Genomic DNA, 17,803 nt, shown 5'->3' with positions numbered 1-17,803 from the left:
CACCGCCTGGACGGCGCCACGACCCGCGCCGTATGAGAACCGGGCCGAGGAGACCACATGCGCCGAAACTCTCATACGACGGGTCCACGGCACCCGTCCGTAGGGCGGGGCCCTCGCCCCCACCCACATCCGGCCCCGCCGGTTTCCGGACACCTCCAAGGAGCACCCATGTCCCCTCGCCGCACCCGTCTCGCCGCCGCGGGCCTCGCCGCAGGCGCCGCGCTGTCCCTGTTCGCCTCGACCGGCACCGCCCAGGCCGGCACCTCGGGGTTCTACGTCTCGCTGCAGACCCACAGCAACGTCCGCTCGGCGCCCGACACCCAGAACGTGCCGATCCTCAACACCGGCTCCATAAAGGACCGTTACTACATGGACGGCGTCTGCTACGTGCACGGTCAACCCGTCACGGCCGGCGGTTACACCACGGACGTCTGGTACTACGGCACCGTCTTCGACGGCGTCGACTTCTCCAAGACGTACCGGAACGTCTGGGCCTGGGGCGGCAACGTCAACGTCGGCAAGGACCCCTCCGACTCCGTCGACGTGTGCTGATCCGCACCGCACGAGTGGCCCCTGGAATCCCAGGGGCCACTGCGGTACCGGTGTTCAGCCGCCGGTCAGCACTCACGCACTCCCGGCAGCCAGGCGGCCGGGTGGTCGATGTAGATGTTGCTGATGTAACCGCCGAGCCCAGGGATGTACGCCCACGCGTCGTTGCTGTAGCCCTCGGCGTTGACCAGGTCCCCGTGCTTCTGGCACTCCACGAAGACCGGCGTCGGCCCGCTCAGCGTGCGCACGACCGCCGCGTTCAGCCGGGCGTCTGCGCGGACCCGGACCGACGTGCCCCAGGTGGTGAAGTTGGTCCCGGGCGTTCCACTGCCCGGAGTGCACGGCAGGCTCACGCCGCGTGCCGCCAGGTAGGGAACGGGGTCCATGCCCCGGGTGCTGGACGTGGAACTGTGCGCCTCGAAGTGCAGGTGGTTGCCGGAGGAGTCACCCTCCGAGCCCATGCGCGCGATCAGCTGACCGCTGCTCACCCGCTGGTTCACGGAGACGAGACGCTCATACATGTGGCCGTACTCGGTGACCGTGCCGTCGTCGTGCTTGATGCGGATCCACTGGCCGTAACCGCTGGCGGTACCGGAGACGATGACGGTGCCCGGACCGGTGGAGTAGATCGGCGTGCCACGGTTGTTGGCGATGTCGACGCCGTCGTGGCCCGAGTGCCACCACTGGGTCACCGTTCCGGCGGCCGGGCAGGATCCGGCGTAGTCGGCGGGCTTGGCGGGCGGAGCGGCGTCGGCCGTGCCGGCCGCGAGGGGGATCAGCCCGGTCGCGGCGACCGTGGCGACGAGCAGGCCGATGGACTTGGTCCGGTTGAACACGCGCATGGCGAGGTCTCCTCCGTACAGGAAGGGGGGAAGCGGGAGTCGGTAACCGCGGATCAGCAGGGGGCGACGCCGGGCAGCCAGGCCGCCGGGTCGTCGATGTAGATGTTCGAGATCCAGGCCTTGTACTTCGGCAGGTAGGACCAGGCGTCGTTGCTGTAGCCCTCGGCGTGGACCATCTCGCCGTGCGTCTGGCACAGCACGTCCACCGCCGTGGGGCCGGGCAGCCGGGCCACCGGCGGCTTCTGCGTGCCGGGCTCCGGGCGCAGGCTCACATCCGTGCCCCAGGTCATGAACCGCTTCGTGCCGGCCGGCGGCTGCTCGTTGCCCGCGATGCGCAGCGCGCCCGCGTATTGGGCGTTCAGCCGCACGTCGCTGACCATCACGAGCGTCCCGGACTCCCGGGCCTCGACCATCTTGCCGTCGCCGAGGTAGATGGCGATGTGGTGAACGCTGTTGAGGTTGTTCGGGTTCGACGCCCACAGCAGCAGATCGCCCGGCTGGAGAGGGGCGATCCCCTGATCGCGCGAGAACCGGGCCGTCGCGTCGCTCCACTGGGCCTGGTTCCAGGACCCCTCGGGCAGCGCGATCCCCGCTCCCTGCCAGGCCGCGTACTGCACCAGATGCGAGCAGTCGAAGCCCTTCACCTGGCTGTCGTGGGCGCCGGGGCCACCGCCGGGGTAGTCCTGACCGTACGTCGGCCCGTGGATGGAGCCGCCGCCCCACGAGTACGGCACCCCGATCTGCGAGCACGCGGCGTTGACGATCGCCTGCGCCGGGGCGGGCGCGCCCGCCAGGGGACGACAGTCGGCGGCGGCCGCCGTCTTCGAGGAGAGGGGCGACGCGACGGCCATCGCCGTACCGGTACAGCTCAGCGTGGTGGCGAGCAGCAGTCCTCCTGCCATCGCCAGAGTGCGGTGGGTGCGGCGCATGTGGGGTCCCCCTGGTTCGGTGCGCGCGGTGAGCGGATGTGCGAGTGAGCGGGCCGAGGCGGTCACGGTCGGCCGGTCTTCATGGAGGAGACGGGAGCGACGCCTGGTTCGTATGAGCCCAGTGCGGCGCGCATCTTGGCGAGTCCGCGCATGCGGTTGCGCTGCACGGTGCCGCGATGGGCGCCGAGCCGCTCACCCGCCATGTCATGGGTCAGACCTTCGAGGTCGACCAGGATCACGGCGGCGGCCTCCTTCGGGGACAGCCCGCGCAGCAGCGCGGTCGCCACCGCCTCGGCCTCCCTGCTCGCGAATCCGCCGTCCCAGCTCTGTTCGGGCAGTCGGTCGGTGCAGCGCTCCTGGCGCGCGGGGTGCCGCCACAGGTCGCGCAGCAGGTTCAGCGCCGCCGCGCAGGTGTAGGCGTAGGGCTGCTGCTGACGGGCCAGGGTGCGGGCCCGGGCCCGGCGGGAGAGTCTCAGGTACGTCTCCTGCAGCAGGTCGTCGGCGTCGTGCGGGTTGCCGGTCAGGGCCAGCAGCCGACGCCGCAACCTCGGCATCACCGCGGTGAACGCCTCGTCGAACTCGGCCGCGGTCATGTGGTCGGCAGCGCCCCCGTCGAACCGGGAGGCGAACGGCTCGGTGCGCGCGAACTCGGTGTGTGTGGTCGTGCTGGACGACTTGGTCATCGTCGTCGAGATACAGGTGTTCTCCACGGTGTTCCCCCGGGTCTGTGTCTCAGCGTGCGGTCCAACATGTGGTGTCGTGGTGGTGGTGGTGCCGCGGCCTGACGGCCGGGCAGTCGGCCGTCGGGGCTACGGGGCTACGGGGCTACGGGGCTACGGGGCTACGGGCTACGGGGCTGCCGGGCTACGGGAGTGTCCGCGCGGCGGGGCCGTAACGTGCCGCTCGCGCCTCGGTCAGCAGCGCCCAGTACCGGTCGCCGTACGACCAGTGCCACCACTCGGTCGGATAGTTGACGAAGCCCGCGGCCGTCATCGCCCGGCCCATCACCGCCCGGTTGGCGCGCGCCTCGGCGTCGATGTTGACCGCGGCGGTGCGGCAGCCGCCCTCGCTCTCCTCGGGCGTGGCGTTGACCTCGGTGCCGAGGGGGAGTTCCCCCCCGTCCTCGGTGCACAGCGTCAGATCCACCGCACCGCCGCTGACGTGCGGGGCGACCTCCGGAGGCGAGATGTAGGCGCTGGCCAACTCGCGTATCCGGTCCGCCGGGGCACCGGGGTGGGCCGCGCGCAGTGTGTGCGCGTACTCGTCGAAGTACCGGCGTTGCAGGGTGGGCGGCCGGTACCCCTCCACCATCAGCAGGCGCACCCCCCGGGGCAGCGCGGCCTGGGCGAGCAGGAGCCGGCGCACGACGTCGGCCCGGACGTGCGCGTACGAACCGTCGTCGTCGGCCTTGCGCGCGTCGACCCGCAGCGCGGCGCTCTCCCGGGCGTCGACCAGGGGTTCGCCGCACTCGGCGACGCGCGTCGCGGCGATTCGGTGATCCGAAAGCAGGATGATTTCCGTCACGCTCACAGCGTGGCGGTGTGCTCTGCAGGAACGATGCAGATCGTCTGTAGGACGAACTGCAGCGCCCCTGCAGAGCGGGCACACGTGTGCCTTTGAGCGGACCGCGTCAGAAGCAGTCCTCGAAGTTCTCGGAAACGCCGGGAATGGGACCCCAGTTGACGCCACCGCTGACATATACCGCACTGATCCAGCCACGCGGCCCACCGGCGTCCACCTGGACCCAGTAATTGTTGACGTAGTTCCCGTCCCTGACGGTGTCGCCCTTGTTCTGGCAGTACGCCGTGACGTTCATCCGACTGACCTTCACGCCGCTGTACGGCGGGCATTCGAACGAGGCGCACGCCCGCATGTTGACGCCGCTGGCCCAGACGTAGACGGTGGTCGTGGCCGCCGCCTGCGGGGCCGGCGCGGCCGCGACCAGGGACACTGCGGCGCCGCAGGCCGCCGCCGCGGCGACCGCCGTGCGGCGCAGTCGGGTGGTTCGCTTGCTGGGTGTTCCGTTCATGGAGTCCTCCGGTCGAGGGTCGTCGATTCGCCCGGATGACGGCCACGGCACGCCGGTCGTATGCGTCCGACCCGCACGACGTTCCCGGCACTCATACGACAAGCGGGTCACTTCCGTCCAAGGGGTGAGCTCGGACATCGTTCCCTCAGATGGAGAGGAAATCTCACCGGACACCCATCGAATTCCGGCCACGCGCCATCCACACCGGTCCGCCGTGAAAAAAGGGCGGACCGGTGAGAGGCATGCCTGTCAGTGGGCGCCGGTATGTTGTCCCTGACTTGCGAGAACGTGAAATCGGGGGACACGGTGGACGTTCGTCTTCTGGGGCCGGTCGAAGTGTCGAGCGGTGGTACTCGGATTCCGCTGAACGGTGCCAAACCGACGGCGATACTCGCCGCCCTGGTCGTGCATCTCGGTGAGGTGCTGTCCGCCGAGCGGCTGGTCGACCTCGTCTGGGAGGAGGAGCCGCCCGCCACCGCGCGGGCCCTCGTCGCCACGCACGTCTCCGGACTGCGCCGCGCGCTGGCCGGCACGGCGGGCGGCGAAGCCATCCGCACCCGCTCCCCGGGGTACGTCGTGGAACTGCCCTCCTCCGCCGTGGACGCGCGGCGCTTCGAGGACGCGTTCGCCGCCGGCCGCGGCGCGGCGCTCGACGGGCGGGCCGAGGAAGCCGTCGAGACCCTGCAGGCGGCGTCCCGGCTCTGGCGCGGACAGGATGCCCTGGAAGGCCTCGGCCAGTCCTTCGCCCGTGTCGAGGCCATGCGCCTGGCGGAACTCCGCCTGGAGGCACAGGAGTACCGCTTCGCCGCCGAACTGGCCCTGGACCGCAGGACGGACCTGGTCGCCGAACTCGTCGCCCACGTCGCCGCCCACCCCCTGCGAGAGCGCCCCCGCGGCCAGCTGATGACCGCGCTGTTCCGCACCGGCCGGGTGGCCGACGCGCTGCGCTGCTACGAGGAGGGCCGCCGCCTCCTGCGTACGGAGCTGGGCCTGGACCCCGGCCAGGAACTGCGTACCCTGCACCAGGCCCTGCTCCGCGCGGACACGACCGTGCTGGGGGGAACCCCGGCTCGCCGCGGGACCACACCCACGCCAGGAGGCCCCGCACCCACGCAGCGACCTGCCCCCGCGCGCGTGGGGAGCGAGAACCCCGCGCTCCCACACCCGCGACAGCGCCGTCCCGAACCGCCGTACGACGACACGGACCGCCCGGCGCCCACCCAACTCCCTCCCGACGTCGCCGACTTCGTCGGACGCGAGGAGCAGATCGCCTGGGCGACCGCCCTCCTCGAGCAGGTGCGGGACCCACGGCGCACCGCGCCGCCCATCGGCGTGATCTCCGGCCGGTCGGGCACCGGCAAGACCGCCCTGGCCGTCCACGTGGGCCACCGCACCGCCGCACTCTTCCCCGACGGACAGCTCTTCGTCGACCTGCGGGCCTCGGACTGCGAACCCGTACGCACCGCGGACGCCCTCGCCCGGCTGCTGCGCGCCCTCGGCGTGGACTCCGACACCCCGGCCCACGACGAGGAGGACCTCCTCGGGCTCTACCGCACGCACATCGCGCGGCGCAGAGTGCTGCTCATCCTCGACAACGCCGTCAACGAAGCGCTGCTGCGCCCCCTGCTGCCGCCGGGCGGCGGCTCGGCCGTGCTGATCACCGGCCGCCGCCGACTGGTCGCACTCGAAGGCGCCGGCCACCTCGATCTGGGCGTCCCCTCCGAGCCGGAGGCCCTCGACCTGCTGGCCCGCGTGGCCGGTCCGGCACGGCCCCCCACGGAACCCGGCCAGGCCTCCGAGATCGTCGCGCTGTGCGGACGCCTGCCCCTCGCCGTCCGCATCGCCGGCGCCCGCCTCGCCGCCCGCCCCCACTGGACACCGTCGCGGCTCGCGGCACGGCTGCGCGACGAACGCCGCCGCCTGGACGAACTCCAGGCCGGCGACCTGGAGGTGCGCGCCAGCCTCGGGCTCGGCTACGCCGACCTCGACGCCCAGGAGCAGCGCGCCCTGCGGCGCCTGGCACTGATGGACCTGCCCGACTTCGCCGCGTGGGTCGCCGCACCACTCCTCGACGTGACCGCCGACGACGCGGAGGACGCGGTCGAGCAACTCGTCGACTGCCACTTCGTGGAGGTCGTGCGCACCGACGAGACGGGCAGCACGCGCTACCGCATCCACGACCTCGCACGCGAGTACGCCCGCGAACGCTGTCTCGCCGACGAGGACCGGCAGGACAGGGAGGCGGCGGTACTGCGCCTGGTGGACCGCTGGCTGACCATGTCCCGCAGCGCGGCGGCCCGGGGCCCGGGCGGCGCGTCGAGACTCCTCTCGCCCGCCGCGACGAACGAGCCGAAGCGACGGGCGGACGAACCGACACGACCGGCGTACGACGGGAAAGGGCCCGCCGACGATCCGACCGCGTGGTTCGCGGCCGAACAGCGGTGCCTGCTCGCCGCGGTCACACACTGCGCGGAACACGGGATGCTCGACGCCGCCCGCGAACTGGCCGCCGCCCTCATGGCAGCCTCCGCCGCGCTCTACAACCAGTTCGACGCCTGGTCCCGCTCGCACGACGTGGCCCTGGAAGCCGTGCGCCGCGGCGGTGACGTGGAGGGCGAGGCCTGGCTGCTCAACGGGCTCGGTCAACTCCGCCTGGAACAGGACCGCTTCGACGAGGGACATGCCTTCTTCGCCGCTGCACTGCGCCTGTTCGAGGAGCAGGCCGTACGGCGCGGCCGCGCGGACGCCCTGGCAGGCATGGGCGCGGCCCGCCGAGAACAGGCCCGCTTCGCCGAAGCCCTGACCCTGCTGAATTCGGCGCTGGAGCACTACCGGGAGCCGGAGGACACCGCCTCCATGGCGCACGTCCTGTACGGCATCGGCTGCGTGTACCGGGACCAGGGCCGCCACGAGGAGGCGTGGGACGCGCTGACCCGCTCACACCGGCTGTACGTGACCGCACACGACCGGCACGGCCAGGCTCTCGCCCTGCGCTCCCTGGGCCTGTGCCACCGAGCTCGGGGCGACCTGCCGAGCGCGGAGGCGCTGCTGCGGCAGTCCCTCGACATCTTCGAGGAGACGGGCGACGCCTTCGGCATCATGTACGCGAACCAGTCCCTGGCCAAGGTCGAGTTCCGCCAGGGCCGTATGACCGAGGCCCGGCAACGCCTGGACCAGTGCCTGGAGATCACCCGCGAGCGCCAGGACATGTTCGGAGAGGCCCTCGTCCTGCGCACCCTCGGCGAATGGCACCTCGCCGCGTCCGCCTGGGAGCCCGCCACCGAGACCCTGCGACAGGCCCTCGCCCTGTGGGAAAAACTGGACCTGCCCCTGTGGCGCGCCCGCACCCTCCGAGACCTGGGCTCCGCCCAGCTGGCCAGAGGCGACGCGGCAACAGGACGAGACCTACGTCAGGAGGCGCTGCACATCTTCCGCGAACTCGGCAGCCGCGAGGCACTGGAGGCCCCGTAGGTCCCGTGGACCCCAAAGGCCGGGAGTCATACGTGGAGTCATACGTGGCGGACATCCGTGAAGAGGGGCTCGTAGGGCTCGCCCTCCGGCGTGAAGATGAGGACGTAGTCCTCGCCGGCCCCGGTCACCACCTCACGCAGGCGGGCCAACACCACTTCTTCGCCCGGGAGTTCAAGACCAAGGACCGCGGCGGACCGCTCCTGCCGGGCCGCGAGGTCGGGCATGTCCTCCAGGTACTCCGCTGCGAGTTCCTGGCTCTCCTCCACCGTGAAGTCCTGGAAGCTGTGCCACCAAGGTGCTGTCAGGAGGAGCCTCAGGAGCTCGGGCAGGCCGATGGCGACGAGCGCCGTGCCCCCTTCGGAGTCCGCGTACAGAACGGGACGTTCCTCGCCGCCCTCACCGCAGAAGAAGAAGGTCCCCCCGGCTCCGTCACCCGCGAAGCCCTCCAGCGCGGCTCCGGACGCGAGATGGACCTCCTCGACGTGGTCACGTCGGTCGAGGTCGAAATCGCCCGGCCAGGCGAGGAAGGCGGCGATGTCGTCGTGCTTGCGGATGGAGCTGATCAGCGACATGCGCGGCACTCTAACGGCAGGCACCGACAGTACGTTCGTAGGCCGGGGCGCGCGGGCCGTGCGGCCCACGCGCCAGGATCAAGGGTCAGACGACGGAGTGGACGAGCTGGCTGGTCAGCTCGTAGCGGGCACCGGCGACGACGAGTTGCCCGCTCGCCACCTTCGCCGCGAGGTCGGGCTCCGCGGCGAGCCGGGAGCGGACGGCCCGTACGTTGGCGTCGATGGTCGCGTCGACGCGCGCGGCACCTTCCTTCGTACGGTCGATCGACGGGCGTATCTGGTCGGCCAGGTACTGGATGTGGTCGGGCAGCCGCCCGCCGGACGCGTCCGCCTCGACCGCCGCCTTCACGGCACCGCACGACTGGTGCCCGAGCACCAGCACCAGCGGTATCCCGAGTTCGAGCACGCCGTAGGCGACGCTGCCGATGACGGCCTCGTCCAGGACCTCGCCGGCGCTGCGCACGGTGAGAAGGTCACCGAGACCCTGGTCGAAGACGAGCTCCGGAGGAACACGGGAGTCCACGCAGCCGAGCACGACGGCGAACGGGTGCTGACCGGACGTCAGGGCCGTTCGTGTCGCGGGTGTTTCGTCCGGGTGCCTCTCCCGGTAGGCGCGCCACCGCCGGTTGCCCGCGGCCAGCTCCCGCAGAGCCTCCTCCGGGGTGCTGGGTCGGTGCTGCGGTCGGCCAGGGGGCGCGGCGGAGGCGGGAGCCGCGCCCAGGGCGATGCCGGCACCGAGGGCCGTGGTGCCGGTCAACCCGGCCCGCAGGAGGGCCCGTCGGGGCGTGGCGGCGGATGCGGTCGGCACAGGGCCGACGGATCTGTGAGGGGTGACGTCAGAGTTCACGGAGAGGAACGTATGTCCGAGTGCACGCCGGGGACTTGGCGTTACTGAACCATGGGAAAGCATGGCGATTCCAAGATCAGGCATTGCCCATTTCTTGGTTCTCTCCAGTACCTCCCTTGACCCTGGCGCAAGGCACAGGGCGCCGGGCACGCACTCAGAGGTCGATCACGTAACTGCGAGGCTCTCCTGTCTGCCCGGCGCCCCCCGGAACGCCCACCCGCCGCCGGACATCCCGCGCGTACCTGCTGGTCCGTAAGGAGCTGAGCCGAGCCGGCCCACCGCCACCTGGCCCGACGGTGTGAAGCCGTCCCTCCAACGGCCCACCGCACCTGCGAGGACACGCACCCGTGCCTAAGTTCGCTTCGGTGTGTCCGACCCGCGTCCCGCTGAAAGGCCCCCCCATGGACCAGCAGATCGTGCAGGTGAAGATCCATCCGGCGATCGGCGTCGCCAGGGTCGGCAACAGTGCCGCGGCACCGTTCATCGGCCCCGAGTCACCGCACCAGAAAGCTCTTCCCCCCGGCTCCCACAAGGACGCGGCCGGGGCGGTCATCAAGCAGGCGGCCCGGTTCCGGGTCTACGGCTACAACCAGGCGGGCGAGGTCGTCCGGGAGCTGAAGCTCGGCCAGGACGGCGTGAGCGAGATCCGCTGGTCGGTGCATCTGGCCAACAAGAAGGCCGCCTGGTACCGCTTCCACCTCGCGCTCGACATCCCGGAAGCGGCTTCTCTCTCAGCGGTACAGCGGGGCAGACGCAACGCGGGCGTGATCGGCGCCGAGCGCCAGAAACTCGTCATCGACCCCGGCATCCGCACCATCCACGCCTCCCTGCACGACGTCGGCACCTTCGACACCGGCACCATCATGGGCCGCAAGGTCCCGCTCGGCGCGATCTCCACCGAGCCCACCGGCCGCCTGCTGGTCGTCGGCGGCAACGGCAAGTCGGCCTCCTACACCACCCCGGAGAAGCCCATCTCCGGCGTCACCAACAACGACACCTGGTACGACGACGTCTCCGACGGCCCCGTCACGGCACAGGTCACCATCGACGGGCAGACGAGGACGGCGACCCCGGCTTGGGTCGTGGTGGCCCCGCCGCACTACGCACCCGGCGTGAAAACCGTCCGCACCCTCTATGACGTACTCCAGGACGTCTTCACCACGGAGGGCACCCTGCGGGGCGAGGACGTCGTCTCCTACGCCGACCACATCGAGCCGATCCTCAGCCGGTTCTGCGGGCTGCAGTGGACCAACCACGGCTTCGCCACCCAGTTCGGCTGGAAGGGGCCCCACGACTTCCTCGACCCCACCCTGCGCAGACGCCTCGCGGACCCGGGCAGCAGCAGCCAGGAGCTGCGCCGACAGATCTACGTCCAGATGCGCGACTGGCACCGGGACGGCACGTCACCCCTGCCGTGGCCCTGGCTGTACGGCGACGCCATGTCCAGCAAGGAGGGCACCTCGGAACGGCAGCACATCATGCTCTCCCCGACACAGGACCGGCTGCTCGCCCGGTGGGCCGAGGGCCGCTTCCAGCCCGGCCCGCTGCATGAACACCACGAGAACGTCGACGAGGCACCCGTCCGCGAGCAACCCGCCCTGCTGGACCGGGCCGCACTGGAGAACTGCGCCGCGGACGCCTTCCACCCCGGCTGCGAAGTCACCTGGCCCGTACGGCACAAGACCATGTACGCCGAGCCGTTCCGCATCCTGCACCGCGCACCGGACAACCCCGAGCGCGACTACGGCGACGTCCTCAGCGACCAGGAAGTCAAGTCCAAGGACGGCCCCCTGCACGCGCAGGGCCCGGGCGACCTCACCCGCTGGATGGCCGCCCCCTGGCAGTGCGACGCCGCCGGCTGCCGCTCCGGTTACCAGGTGCTCAGCGGCCTGGGTCCGCGCTACAGCCCCTACCTGCCCACCTTCTGGCCCGCCCAGGTCCCCAACCACGTCCTGAAACGCGCGGACTTCGACGTCGTCAACGACCCCACCATGGACGACCGGACCAGGGAGCAGGCATTCGATCGACGGGCCGTGTGGCTGCGCGGGCTCACGGGCTCCGACATCAACAAGCAGCGCCGGCAGATGATCGACGACTGGCCGGATCTCGGCATCGTGGAGACCCACGCATACGAGGTCGGGGACGGCAAATTCCCGGAGTTCATCCAGGTCGAGTCGGTCCCCGGCGAGCAGCTGCGCGGCGCGCCCGACCACGCCAACCTCGTCAACGTCCAGGTCCCGCAGGCCGCCAGCCCCCAACTGGCCGCGGACGCCGGCACCTGGAGCGGCGAGCTGCCGGCCGAACAGGTGGAGGCCGCGCTGGTGACCCAGGCCATCGGCGAAGCCATGCGCGCCACCGGCCACGACGAGGCGGCGATCGCCGCCGGCTACCTGGAGAAGCTCGACCCGTTCCGCGCATCCCCGTGACCCCCACAACGGCGACGCACACCCCGCCACGCGACCACTACGACGTCGTGGTCGCGGGCGGCGGCCCGGCCGGCTGCGCCGCCGCCCTCACCCTGTCCAGGTCAGGCCGTACGGTGCTCCTCGCCGACTCCGCGACCGGCCCGCCCAAGACCGGCGAGGCCCTCGTGCCGGTCGCGCGCCTGCTCCTGCACGACCTCCAGGTCCCCGACACCGTCCTGGCCGCGGGACATCTGCCCTGTCACGGCAACGCCTCCGCCTGGGGCTCCACCGCCCTGCACACCGTCGACTTCATCCGCGATCCCTACGGCCACGGCTGGCACCTGGACCGGCCACTGTTCGACCGCACCCTGCGCGCCGCGGCCCGTGCGGCGGGCGCCGACGTCGCCGAACACACCGCCGTACGACGGCCCGTGCGCCGCCCCGACGGCACCTGGCGGCTGACCCTGTGCGCGGCACACGCGGGCCTGCGCACCGTGTCCTGCCGCTGGATCGTCGACGCCACCGGCAGACGCGCCGCGATCGCCGTCCCCGCCGGTGCCCGCAGACATGTCGAGGACCGGCTGACCGCCCATCACCTCACCCTGGACGTCGCCCTGCCCGCTGCCACCGACGGCCACTCCCTGGTCGAGTCCGCTCCCGACGGCTGGTGGTACACCACCCTGCTGCCCTCCGGCCGCCGCCTCGTCGCCTACTTCACCGACCCCGACCTGTTCACCCCCGCGGACTTCCGCCGCCGTCTCCTAGCGACCCGGCACGTGGCACCCACTGCCGCCGTACACGGACTCGCCACACTCGACCCTCCCCGCCGCGCCCCTGCCCATGGCGCCCACCTGGACCACGTCCACGGCGACGGCTGGATCGCCGCAGGAGACGCCGCCGTCGCCTTCGACCCCCTGTCCTCGCAGGGCATCCTCACCGCGCTCTACACCGGACTGAGCGCGGGCCAGGCGATCGATGTCCACCTGCGTGGCTCGCCGGGCGCCCTGGACGACTACGCGGCCAAGGTCAGCGCGGCCCGAGCCGCCTACCAGCACGCCCACCGGACCGCCCACGCCCAGGAAACCCGCTGGCCCGACCGCCCGTTCTGGTCCCGAAGGCGAGGGACGCCGACGACAGAACGAGGGACGGCGGCGACCCGGGCGGAATACGACCCCCGCGCCGTGCCGCCGCCGTCAGCGCGGGCTCAGCAGCGCGTGCTGGAGTAGCCCCCCACGGGTGCCGGGTCGCCGGCCCGGCGCACGGTGCCCACCCCGGCGGTGCACTCCGCGACCGTGCTGGTGCCGTTCGACCAGAACTCCTGGACGGTGGTGTTGGTCCAGGACCGCTTGCCCAGGACCTCGTCCTGCGAGCCGCTGTAGACGGCGGCGGTCACGTCGTAGTCCCCGGCGGTGTCGCGGAAGCTGTCCCAGACCCAGACGTAGCCGTAGTTCTTGGCGCAGGACGGCGAGTAGAACTGCTTGACGGACGCGATGGTCGTGCCGCTGCGCTTGACGTACCCGGTGGTGCCGATCTGGTACGCGTCCGCACACACCCCGGCGGCCTGCGCGCGCGTGCTCGCCGGATTCCCCGCCGGGGACGGCGCGGTGGACACGGCCGACGGCGCGGTGCGGGCACCCGGCGCGGGAGCCGGCCCGGATCCGGCGGAGGCGATGCCGGCCGGGACGAGTACGAAGGCACAGGTGAGCGCGGCTGCGGCGGTCTTCAGGTAACGCATGTGGTCGGTTCCCCCTGATGGTCGTCGGTCCCTGTCGAGACACTTCGCTCGAAGCGGTGATTCCGGATGTCCCAGAACCTTTCGGACGTCTGGTGAGACCCGTGGGACCCTCAGAGGGTTGTACGCCGCGCGGTGGGGGAGTCACGGACCGCTGCGATCGAGGCCAGGAAGTCGTCGAGCATGGCGGTCTGTACGTCCTCCGGGAACCGGCCGGGGTCGAAGAGCGCCTGGACGACGAGCCCGTGGACGAACGCGACGGCGCCGGCGGCGAGTTGCTCCGGATCGGCGGCGTCGGAAAGCTCGCCGAGGCCTCGCGCGGCTTCGAGGTGCGGACGGATCGACGCGCGCAACCGCGTGTAGCGGTCGGCCTGTTCCGTGGCCAGCCCGTCGTCGGCCAGGGCCAGATCCCAGGAGCTGACCCAGATGCGGTTGCGGGCGGTGTCGTCCGCGGTCAGCGGCAGGATGTCGAGCAGCATGGCGCGCACGGTGGCGAGACCCTCGGTCGGACGCTCACGGCGGGGACGCTCGGCAGTGCGCCTCTCCAGCAGATCCAGGGCGTGCGCGATCAGGACCCGCTTGGTCGGGAAGTAGTGCATGAGCATCCCCGTCGAGACGCCCATCGCGGAGGCCACGGCGCGCAGGGTCAGTCCGCCGAACCCCTTCTCGGCCAGGACCTGCCACACCGCCTCGGACACGTCCGCACGGCGGGCGTCACGGTCTCCGGGGGCGGGTGGCATGCTGCTACCTTACATACCGAACGCTTGTTATGTACCTTCACCACATCAGGGATCGAGGTATCCGTGTTCACACTGCCGCTCGGCGACAACGCTCAGCTCCGCCCCCTGGAGCCCTGGCACGCGCGGGAGTTCCTCGCCCACATCGACCGCGCCCGCCCCAACGTGGACCCGTGGATACCCTGGGCGACCCTCAGCACCGACCTCGACTCCGCAACCGCCGTCCTCCAGCGCTACGCCGACAACCAGGCCAAGGACACGGCACGGATCTACGGGATCTGGCTGGACGGCACGCTGGTCGGCGGCGTCATGTTCACCCGCTTCGACGGCGCCTTGGGCGTGTGCGAGATCGGCTGCTGGCTGGAGGCGGCCGGGGAGGGCCGAGGGCTGGTGACGCGGGCCTGCCGGGCGTTGATCACCTGGGCCTTCAAGGAGCGCGGGATGAGTCGTGTCGAATGGTGGGTCGCGGCGGGCAACACCCGTAGCGCCGAAGTGGCCCGCCGACTCGGGATGACCCGTGACGGCGTACTGCGCCGACGCTATCCGTACCAGGGTGTCCGCCACGACAGCGAGATCTGGTCCGTCCTCGACGAGGAGTGGTCACCCGAGCGGGACGCACCCGCGTCCGACACCCGGGCCGAACTCGACCGTCTGACGCGAGCGTTCTTCAGCGCCTTCACCAACACGGGCGGCAGCCGGCCGAACGTCGACATCATCCGAGAGGTGTTCATACCGCAAGGAATGATCATCAAGAACCTCGGGTCCGACCCCGTGGTCCATGACCTCGACGCGTTCATCGAGCCCCGCGAGAAGATCCTCACCGACGGCACGCTCACGGAGTTCTCCGAATGGGAAGTCGCCGACCGCACCGAGGTCTTCGGGTCGGTCGCGCACCGGTTCAGCGAGTACCGCAAGTCGGGCTACCTCGACGGCGAGTGGTTCGAGAGCTCCGGACACAAGACCACCCAGTTCGTCCGCACGCCGGTCGGCTGGAGGATGAGCTCGATGGCCTGGGACGACGTGTAGAGACGACAAGAGCGCCACCTCGTCTCCGAGGGGCGCTCTTCCAAGTCGTGGGCCCCGGGCTGCTGTCGGGGTTGGTGTCACGGCTTACGGCAAACAGCAAACAGCAAACGGCTTACGGCTTACGGCTTACGGCTTACGTGCGAGACCACCGTGTTCGGCGACGAGTTCCGGGGCGGGGGAGTCGGAGTCCGGACGCCAGAAGGGAACCGAGACCACTCCCGGATCCAGGAGCTCCAGGCCGTCGAAGAACGCCGTGATCTCGTCGACGGTACGCAGGTTGTAGGGGACCGCACCGCTCTCGTTGTAGGCGTCCTGCGCCCGCTCGAAGACCGGGTCGATGCCCCGCGAACCGTCGTTGATGGACAGGTAACTGCCGGACGGCAGCGCGTCCATCAGCCGCGTCACAATGGAACGGGCCTGGTCACGGTCGGCGACGTGCCCCAGGATGTTGCTCAGGATGAGGGCCGTGGGACGGCTGAAGTCCAGCGTCTCGGCCGCGACCTTCAGGATGCGGTCCGTGTCCAGGACGCTGGCGTCGACGTAGGCCGTCGCCCCCTGAGGCGTCGAGTAGAGCAGGGCGCGGGCGTGCGCCAGGACCATCGGGTCGTTGTCGACGTAGACGATCCGGGTCTCCGGGGCGATCCGCTGCGCGACCTCATGGGTGTTGTCGGCGGTCGGAAGCCCCGTACCGACGTCCAGGAACTGCCGAATACCCGCCTCGGCGACCAGGTACGTGATGTTGCGGCGCAGGAAGGCGCGGCTGCTGCGGGCGATGGTGACGATGCCGGGAAAGACCGCGGTGTACGCGTCGCCGGCTTCCTCGTCGACGGGGTAGTTGTCCTTCCCGCCCAGCCAGTAGTTCCAGATCCGGGCCGAGTGCGGCACCGACGTGTCGATCTTCTGGTGCACCGCTGCTGGTCCTGGCGTTCTCGCGTGGTCGGTCATGAGTCGCGTCCGTCTTTCAGCCGAGGCGTCGATAGTTCAATGCACAACTTACGCACAACGGCCCGGGTGCGTACACCAGTTCACGCTTCTGTCGGATTCGAGCGGCGGTTTCCCGAAAATGCGACGGGCTCCCCGCTGGATCATCGCGTGAGTGCGGCCCTGAGCACGCGCGCCGTCGCCCGGGGGAACGCGGTGTTCCCGTTGTGACCACCGGGGAACACGACCGGCTCCGTGCCCAGCAGTTCTGCCAGTGCCAGCGCGCAGCGGTAGGTGTGGACAGTGGGAGGCGTGTCCTGGCCCACCGCCGGGATGACCCGCGTCCCGGCCCGGGCTGCGGCCCGCACGGACTCCGCCGGATCGAAGCCGTCGCCGATGACGGCTGTGAACTCCGTGCCGATGAAATGGGCGAAGTTGGCTTGCCGTCGGGGCGTCATGGGCTGTGGGGTGAGACCGTCCTCGGTCCGGTCGTGGGCGGGGTCGATACCGAGATGCCGGCCGATCACGGCGAACGCCGCCGCCAGGCCCCCTGCCGCGTGCGCTTCCTGGATGGCAGTCAACTCCGCCGCGTGCTGGGCGCGGTCGGCCTCGGGCAACAGGTTCGGTGTCACCGGCTCATGGGCGATCAGTGTGTCCAGTACGCCCGGGTGTCTGGTCAGCACCTGAAGACCGATCGCGGCACCCATGCTGAACCCGGCCAGCATGGCCGGTCCGTCGCCCACCTCGGCGAGCAGCCGTGCGACGTCGTCGGCGTGGTCAGCCATGCTGACGGGACGGCCGGGGTCGTCGAGCGTGCTGCGTGACAGGCCACGGCGGTCGTAGGTGACGACGGTGAAGGTGTCGGTCAGGTGAGGGACGAGGTCGACGGTGCGGTCGGCGTCGCCTTCGCCGCTCTGGGAGAGGAGCAGGACGGGACCACTGCCCGTGACCTGGAAATGAAGGGTGGCGCCAGGGACGGAGAGGGTGCGGGCGCCGGCGATGGCGGTGGTTGTGGACATGGCGGTTCCCCTCGTGGGCGGCAGTCGGCGTCTCCGACTGGCATGCATCACGACCATAACCCATCTAATTAGATGCATCAAGATTGATGCATCAAGAGAGATGTATCAATGAAGATGTACCATCGGCGGTCATGAACGGAGTCGAACTGTTCCTGCTGGGCCGCACCCTGATGAAGATCGGCGAGCACGCCATGCCCCAGCCGGAAACGCGGCAGCGAGGCTCGGACCGCTCGGTCCTCATCATCCTCGGCGACATCGTTGCTCACCCCGGCACGACCGTCGGCGAGGTCGCCGCGCGGACCGGCCTGCCCCAGAGCCAGGTCTCCACCGCCGTCGCCCGCTTGGAGGAGGCCGGCTCCGTGGACACGGCCCCCGATCCGACCGACCGGCGCCGCCGCCTCATCCGCCCCGTCCCGAAGCCTTCCGCCCGAGTGGCCGAGGTCCGCGCCGCCACCATCGACGGCGCCCTCGCCGCCGCCCTGACCGACCCCGACGGCACCACACCCACCCCGGACACCCTCCACGAGGTCGCCGCCGCCCTCGACGTGCTGGCCCGCCACCTGACCCCGTCGGCCGCCGCACGCGCCCGCGCTCTCGACGGCCCGGGCGGAACCCCCACCGCCCAGCCGTAGGGCTGCGGGGACGACCACCGGGGGCGTTCATCCGCGGATGCCGGTGCCCCATGTCGGGCGTGAGGATGGTCTCTCGGGATACACCACGTGCA

At 70.9% G+C, this 17,803-nt stretch carries 17 protein-coding genes; 6 read left to right on the top strand and 11 right to left on the bottom strand.

The genetic code is table 11. The features are described from left to right. The first annotated feature begins 168 nt into the window (after positions 1–168). Positions 169–552: a hypothetical protein gene (locus tag AC067M_RS17855; protein WP_478697918.1), complete on the top strand. Its 384-nt coding sequence runs from the start codon at positions 169–171 to the stop codon at positions 550–552. Positions 553–617: 65 nt separating this feature from the next. Here AC067M_RS17855 and AC067M_RS17850 read toward each other — a convergent pair whose 3' ends face one another. The 5 genes from AC067M_RS17850 to AC067M_RS17830 all read right to left on the bottom strand — a co-directional run bounded on the left by AC067M_RS17850 (position 618) and on the right by AC067M_RS17830 (position 4,349). Next, complete coding sequence (locus AC067M_RS17850; RefSeq protein WP_478697917.1) at positions 618–1,391, bottom strand: M23 family metallopeptidase; 774 nt, start codon at positions 1,389–1,391, stop codon at positions 618–620. Between the two features lie 53 nt (positions 1,392–1,444). Then, a complete protein-coding gene (locus tag AC067M_RS17845; RefSeq protein ID WP_478697916.1) occupies positions 1,445–2,320 on the bottom strand; it encodes a C40 family peptidase in 876 nt (291 codons plus the stop codon). 62 nt (positions 2,321–2,382) lie between these two features. After that, positions 2,383–2,913: an RNA polymerase sigma factor gene (locus AC067M_RS17840; RefSeq protein WP_478698012.1), complete on the bottom strand. Its 531-nt coding sequence runs from the start codon at positions 2,911–2,913 to the stop codon at positions 2,383–2,385. Positions 2,914–3,184: 271 nt separating this feature from the next. After that, the gene (locus AC067M_RS17835) at positions 3,185–3,844 is read right to left on the bottom strand and encodes a M15 family metallopeptidase (RefSeq protein WP_478697915.1); all 660 of its coding nucleotides are present in this window, start codon (positions 3,842–3,844) and stop codon (positions 3,185–3,187) included. A gap of 106 nt (positions 3,845–3,950) precedes the next feature. Beyond that, the gene (locus AC067M_RS17830) at positions 3,951–4,349 is read right to left on the bottom strand and encodes a hypothetical protein (RefSeq protein WP_478697914.1); all 399 of its coding nucleotides are present in this window, start codon (positions 4,347–4,349) and stop codon (positions 3,951–3,953) included. Positions 4,350–4,655: 306 nt separating this feature from the next. Between AC067M_RS17830 and AC067M_RS17825 the strand changes: the two genes are divergently transcribed. Then, positions 4,656–7,820: an AfsR/SARP family transcriptional regulator gene (locus AC067M_RS17825; RefSeq protein WP_478697913.1), complete on the top strand. Its 3,165-nt coding sequence runs from the start codon at positions 4,656–4,658 to the stop codon at positions 7,818–7,820. A 38-nt stretch (positions 7,821–7,858) separates the two neighbouring features. On the opposite strand, the gene AC067M_RS17820 is transcribed toward AC067M_RS17825, so the two are convergent. Continuing rightward, the gene (locus AC067M_RS17820) at positions 7,859–8,392 is read right to left on the bottom strand and encodes a hypothetical protein (protein ID WP_478697912.1); all 534 of its coding nucleotides are present in this window, start codon (positions 8,390–8,392) and stop codon (positions 7,859–7,861) included. Positions 8,393–8,477: 85 nt separating this feature from the next. Beyond that, positions 8,478–9,239 (bottom strand): carbonic anhydrase, encoded by a 762-nt coding sequence (locus AC067M_RS17815; protein WP_478697911.1) that lies wholly within the window; start codon positions 9,237–9,239, stop codon positions 8,478–8,480. 401 nt (positions 9,240–9,640) lie between these two features. On the opposite strand from AC067M_RS17815, the gene AC067M_RS17810 reads away from it, so the two are divergent. Together AC067M_RS17810 and AC067M_RS17805 are read left to right on the top strand one after the other, a co-directional pair. Then, positions 9,641–11,665 (top strand): LodA/GoxA family CTQ-dependent oxidase, encoded by a 2,025-nt coding sequence (locus AC067M_RS17810; RefSeq protein WP_478697910.1) that lies wholly within the window; start codon positions 9,641–9,643, stop codon positions 11,663–11,665. Further along, positions 11,662–12,870, top strand: coding sequence for an FAD-dependent monooxygenase (locus tag AC067M_RS17805; protein WP_478697909.1), 1,209 nt, complete (start codon positions 11,662–11,664; stop codon positions 12,868–12,870). Before AC067M_RS17810 ends, AC067M_RS17805 begins: the two co-directional genes overlap by 4 nt. Here the strand turns inward: AC067M_RS17805 and AC067M_RS17800 are convergent. Together AC067M_RS17800 and AC067M_RS17795 are read right to left on the bottom strand one after the other, a co-directional pair. Then, entirely contained in the window at positions 12,849–13,379 is a 531-nt protein-coding gene (locus AC067M_RS17800) for a hypothetical protein (protein ID WP_478697908.1), read from the bottom strand. The two genes, AC067M_RS17805 and AC067M_RS17800, sit on opposite strands and share 22 nt — an antisense overlap. Before the next feature lie 110 nt (positions 13,380–13,489). After that, entirely contained in the window at positions 13,490–14,116 is a 627-nt protein-coding gene (locus tag AC067M_RS17795) for a TetR/AcrR family transcriptional regulator (protein WP_478697907.1), read from the bottom strand. Between the two features lie 63 nt (positions 14,117–14,179). Here AC067M_RS17795 and AC067M_RS17790 point away from each other — a divergent pair, with 63 nt between their 5' ends. Then, positions 14,180–15,139: a GNAT family N-acetyltransferase gene (locus tag AC067M_RS17790; RefSeq protein ID WP_478697906.1), complete on the top strand. Its 960-nt coding sequence runs from the start codon at positions 14,180–14,182 to the stop codon at positions 15,137–15,139. A gap of 126 nt (positions 15,140–15,265) precedes the next feature. Here AC067M_RS17790 and AC067M_RS17785 read toward each other — a convergent pair whose 3' ends face one another. Together AC067M_RS17785 and AC067M_RS17780 are read right to left on the bottom strand one after the other, a co-directional pair. Next, entirely contained in the window at positions 15,266–16,084 is an 819-nt protein-coding gene (locus AC067M_RS17785) for an SAM-dependent methyltransferase (protein ID WP_478697905.1), read from the bottom strand. Between the two features lie 140 nt (positions 16,085–16,224). Further along, positions 16,225–17,079 (bottom strand): alpha/beta hydrolase, encoded by an 855-nt coding sequence (locus AC067M_RS17780; RefSeq protein WP_478697904.1) that lies wholly within the window; start codon positions 17,077–17,079, stop codon positions 16,225–16,227. Positions 17,080–17,210: 131 nt separating this feature from the next. Between AC067M_RS17780 and AC067M_RS17775 the strand changes: the two genes are divergently transcribed. Continuing rightward, the gene (locus tag AC067M_RS17775) at positions 17,211–17,711 is read left to right on the top strand and encodes a MarR family transcriptional regulator (RefSeq protein ID WP_478697903.1); all 501 of its coding nucleotides are present in this window, start codon (positions 17,211–17,213) and stop codon (positions 17,709–17,711) included. The last annotated feature ends 92 nt before the right edge of the window (positions 17,712–17,803 follow it).

Source organism: Streptomyces sp. NPDC043427 (assembly GCF_056436655.1).
Note: the sequence above shows the minus strand (reverse complement) of the source record. Positions and strands in the feature narration are given on the sequence as shown.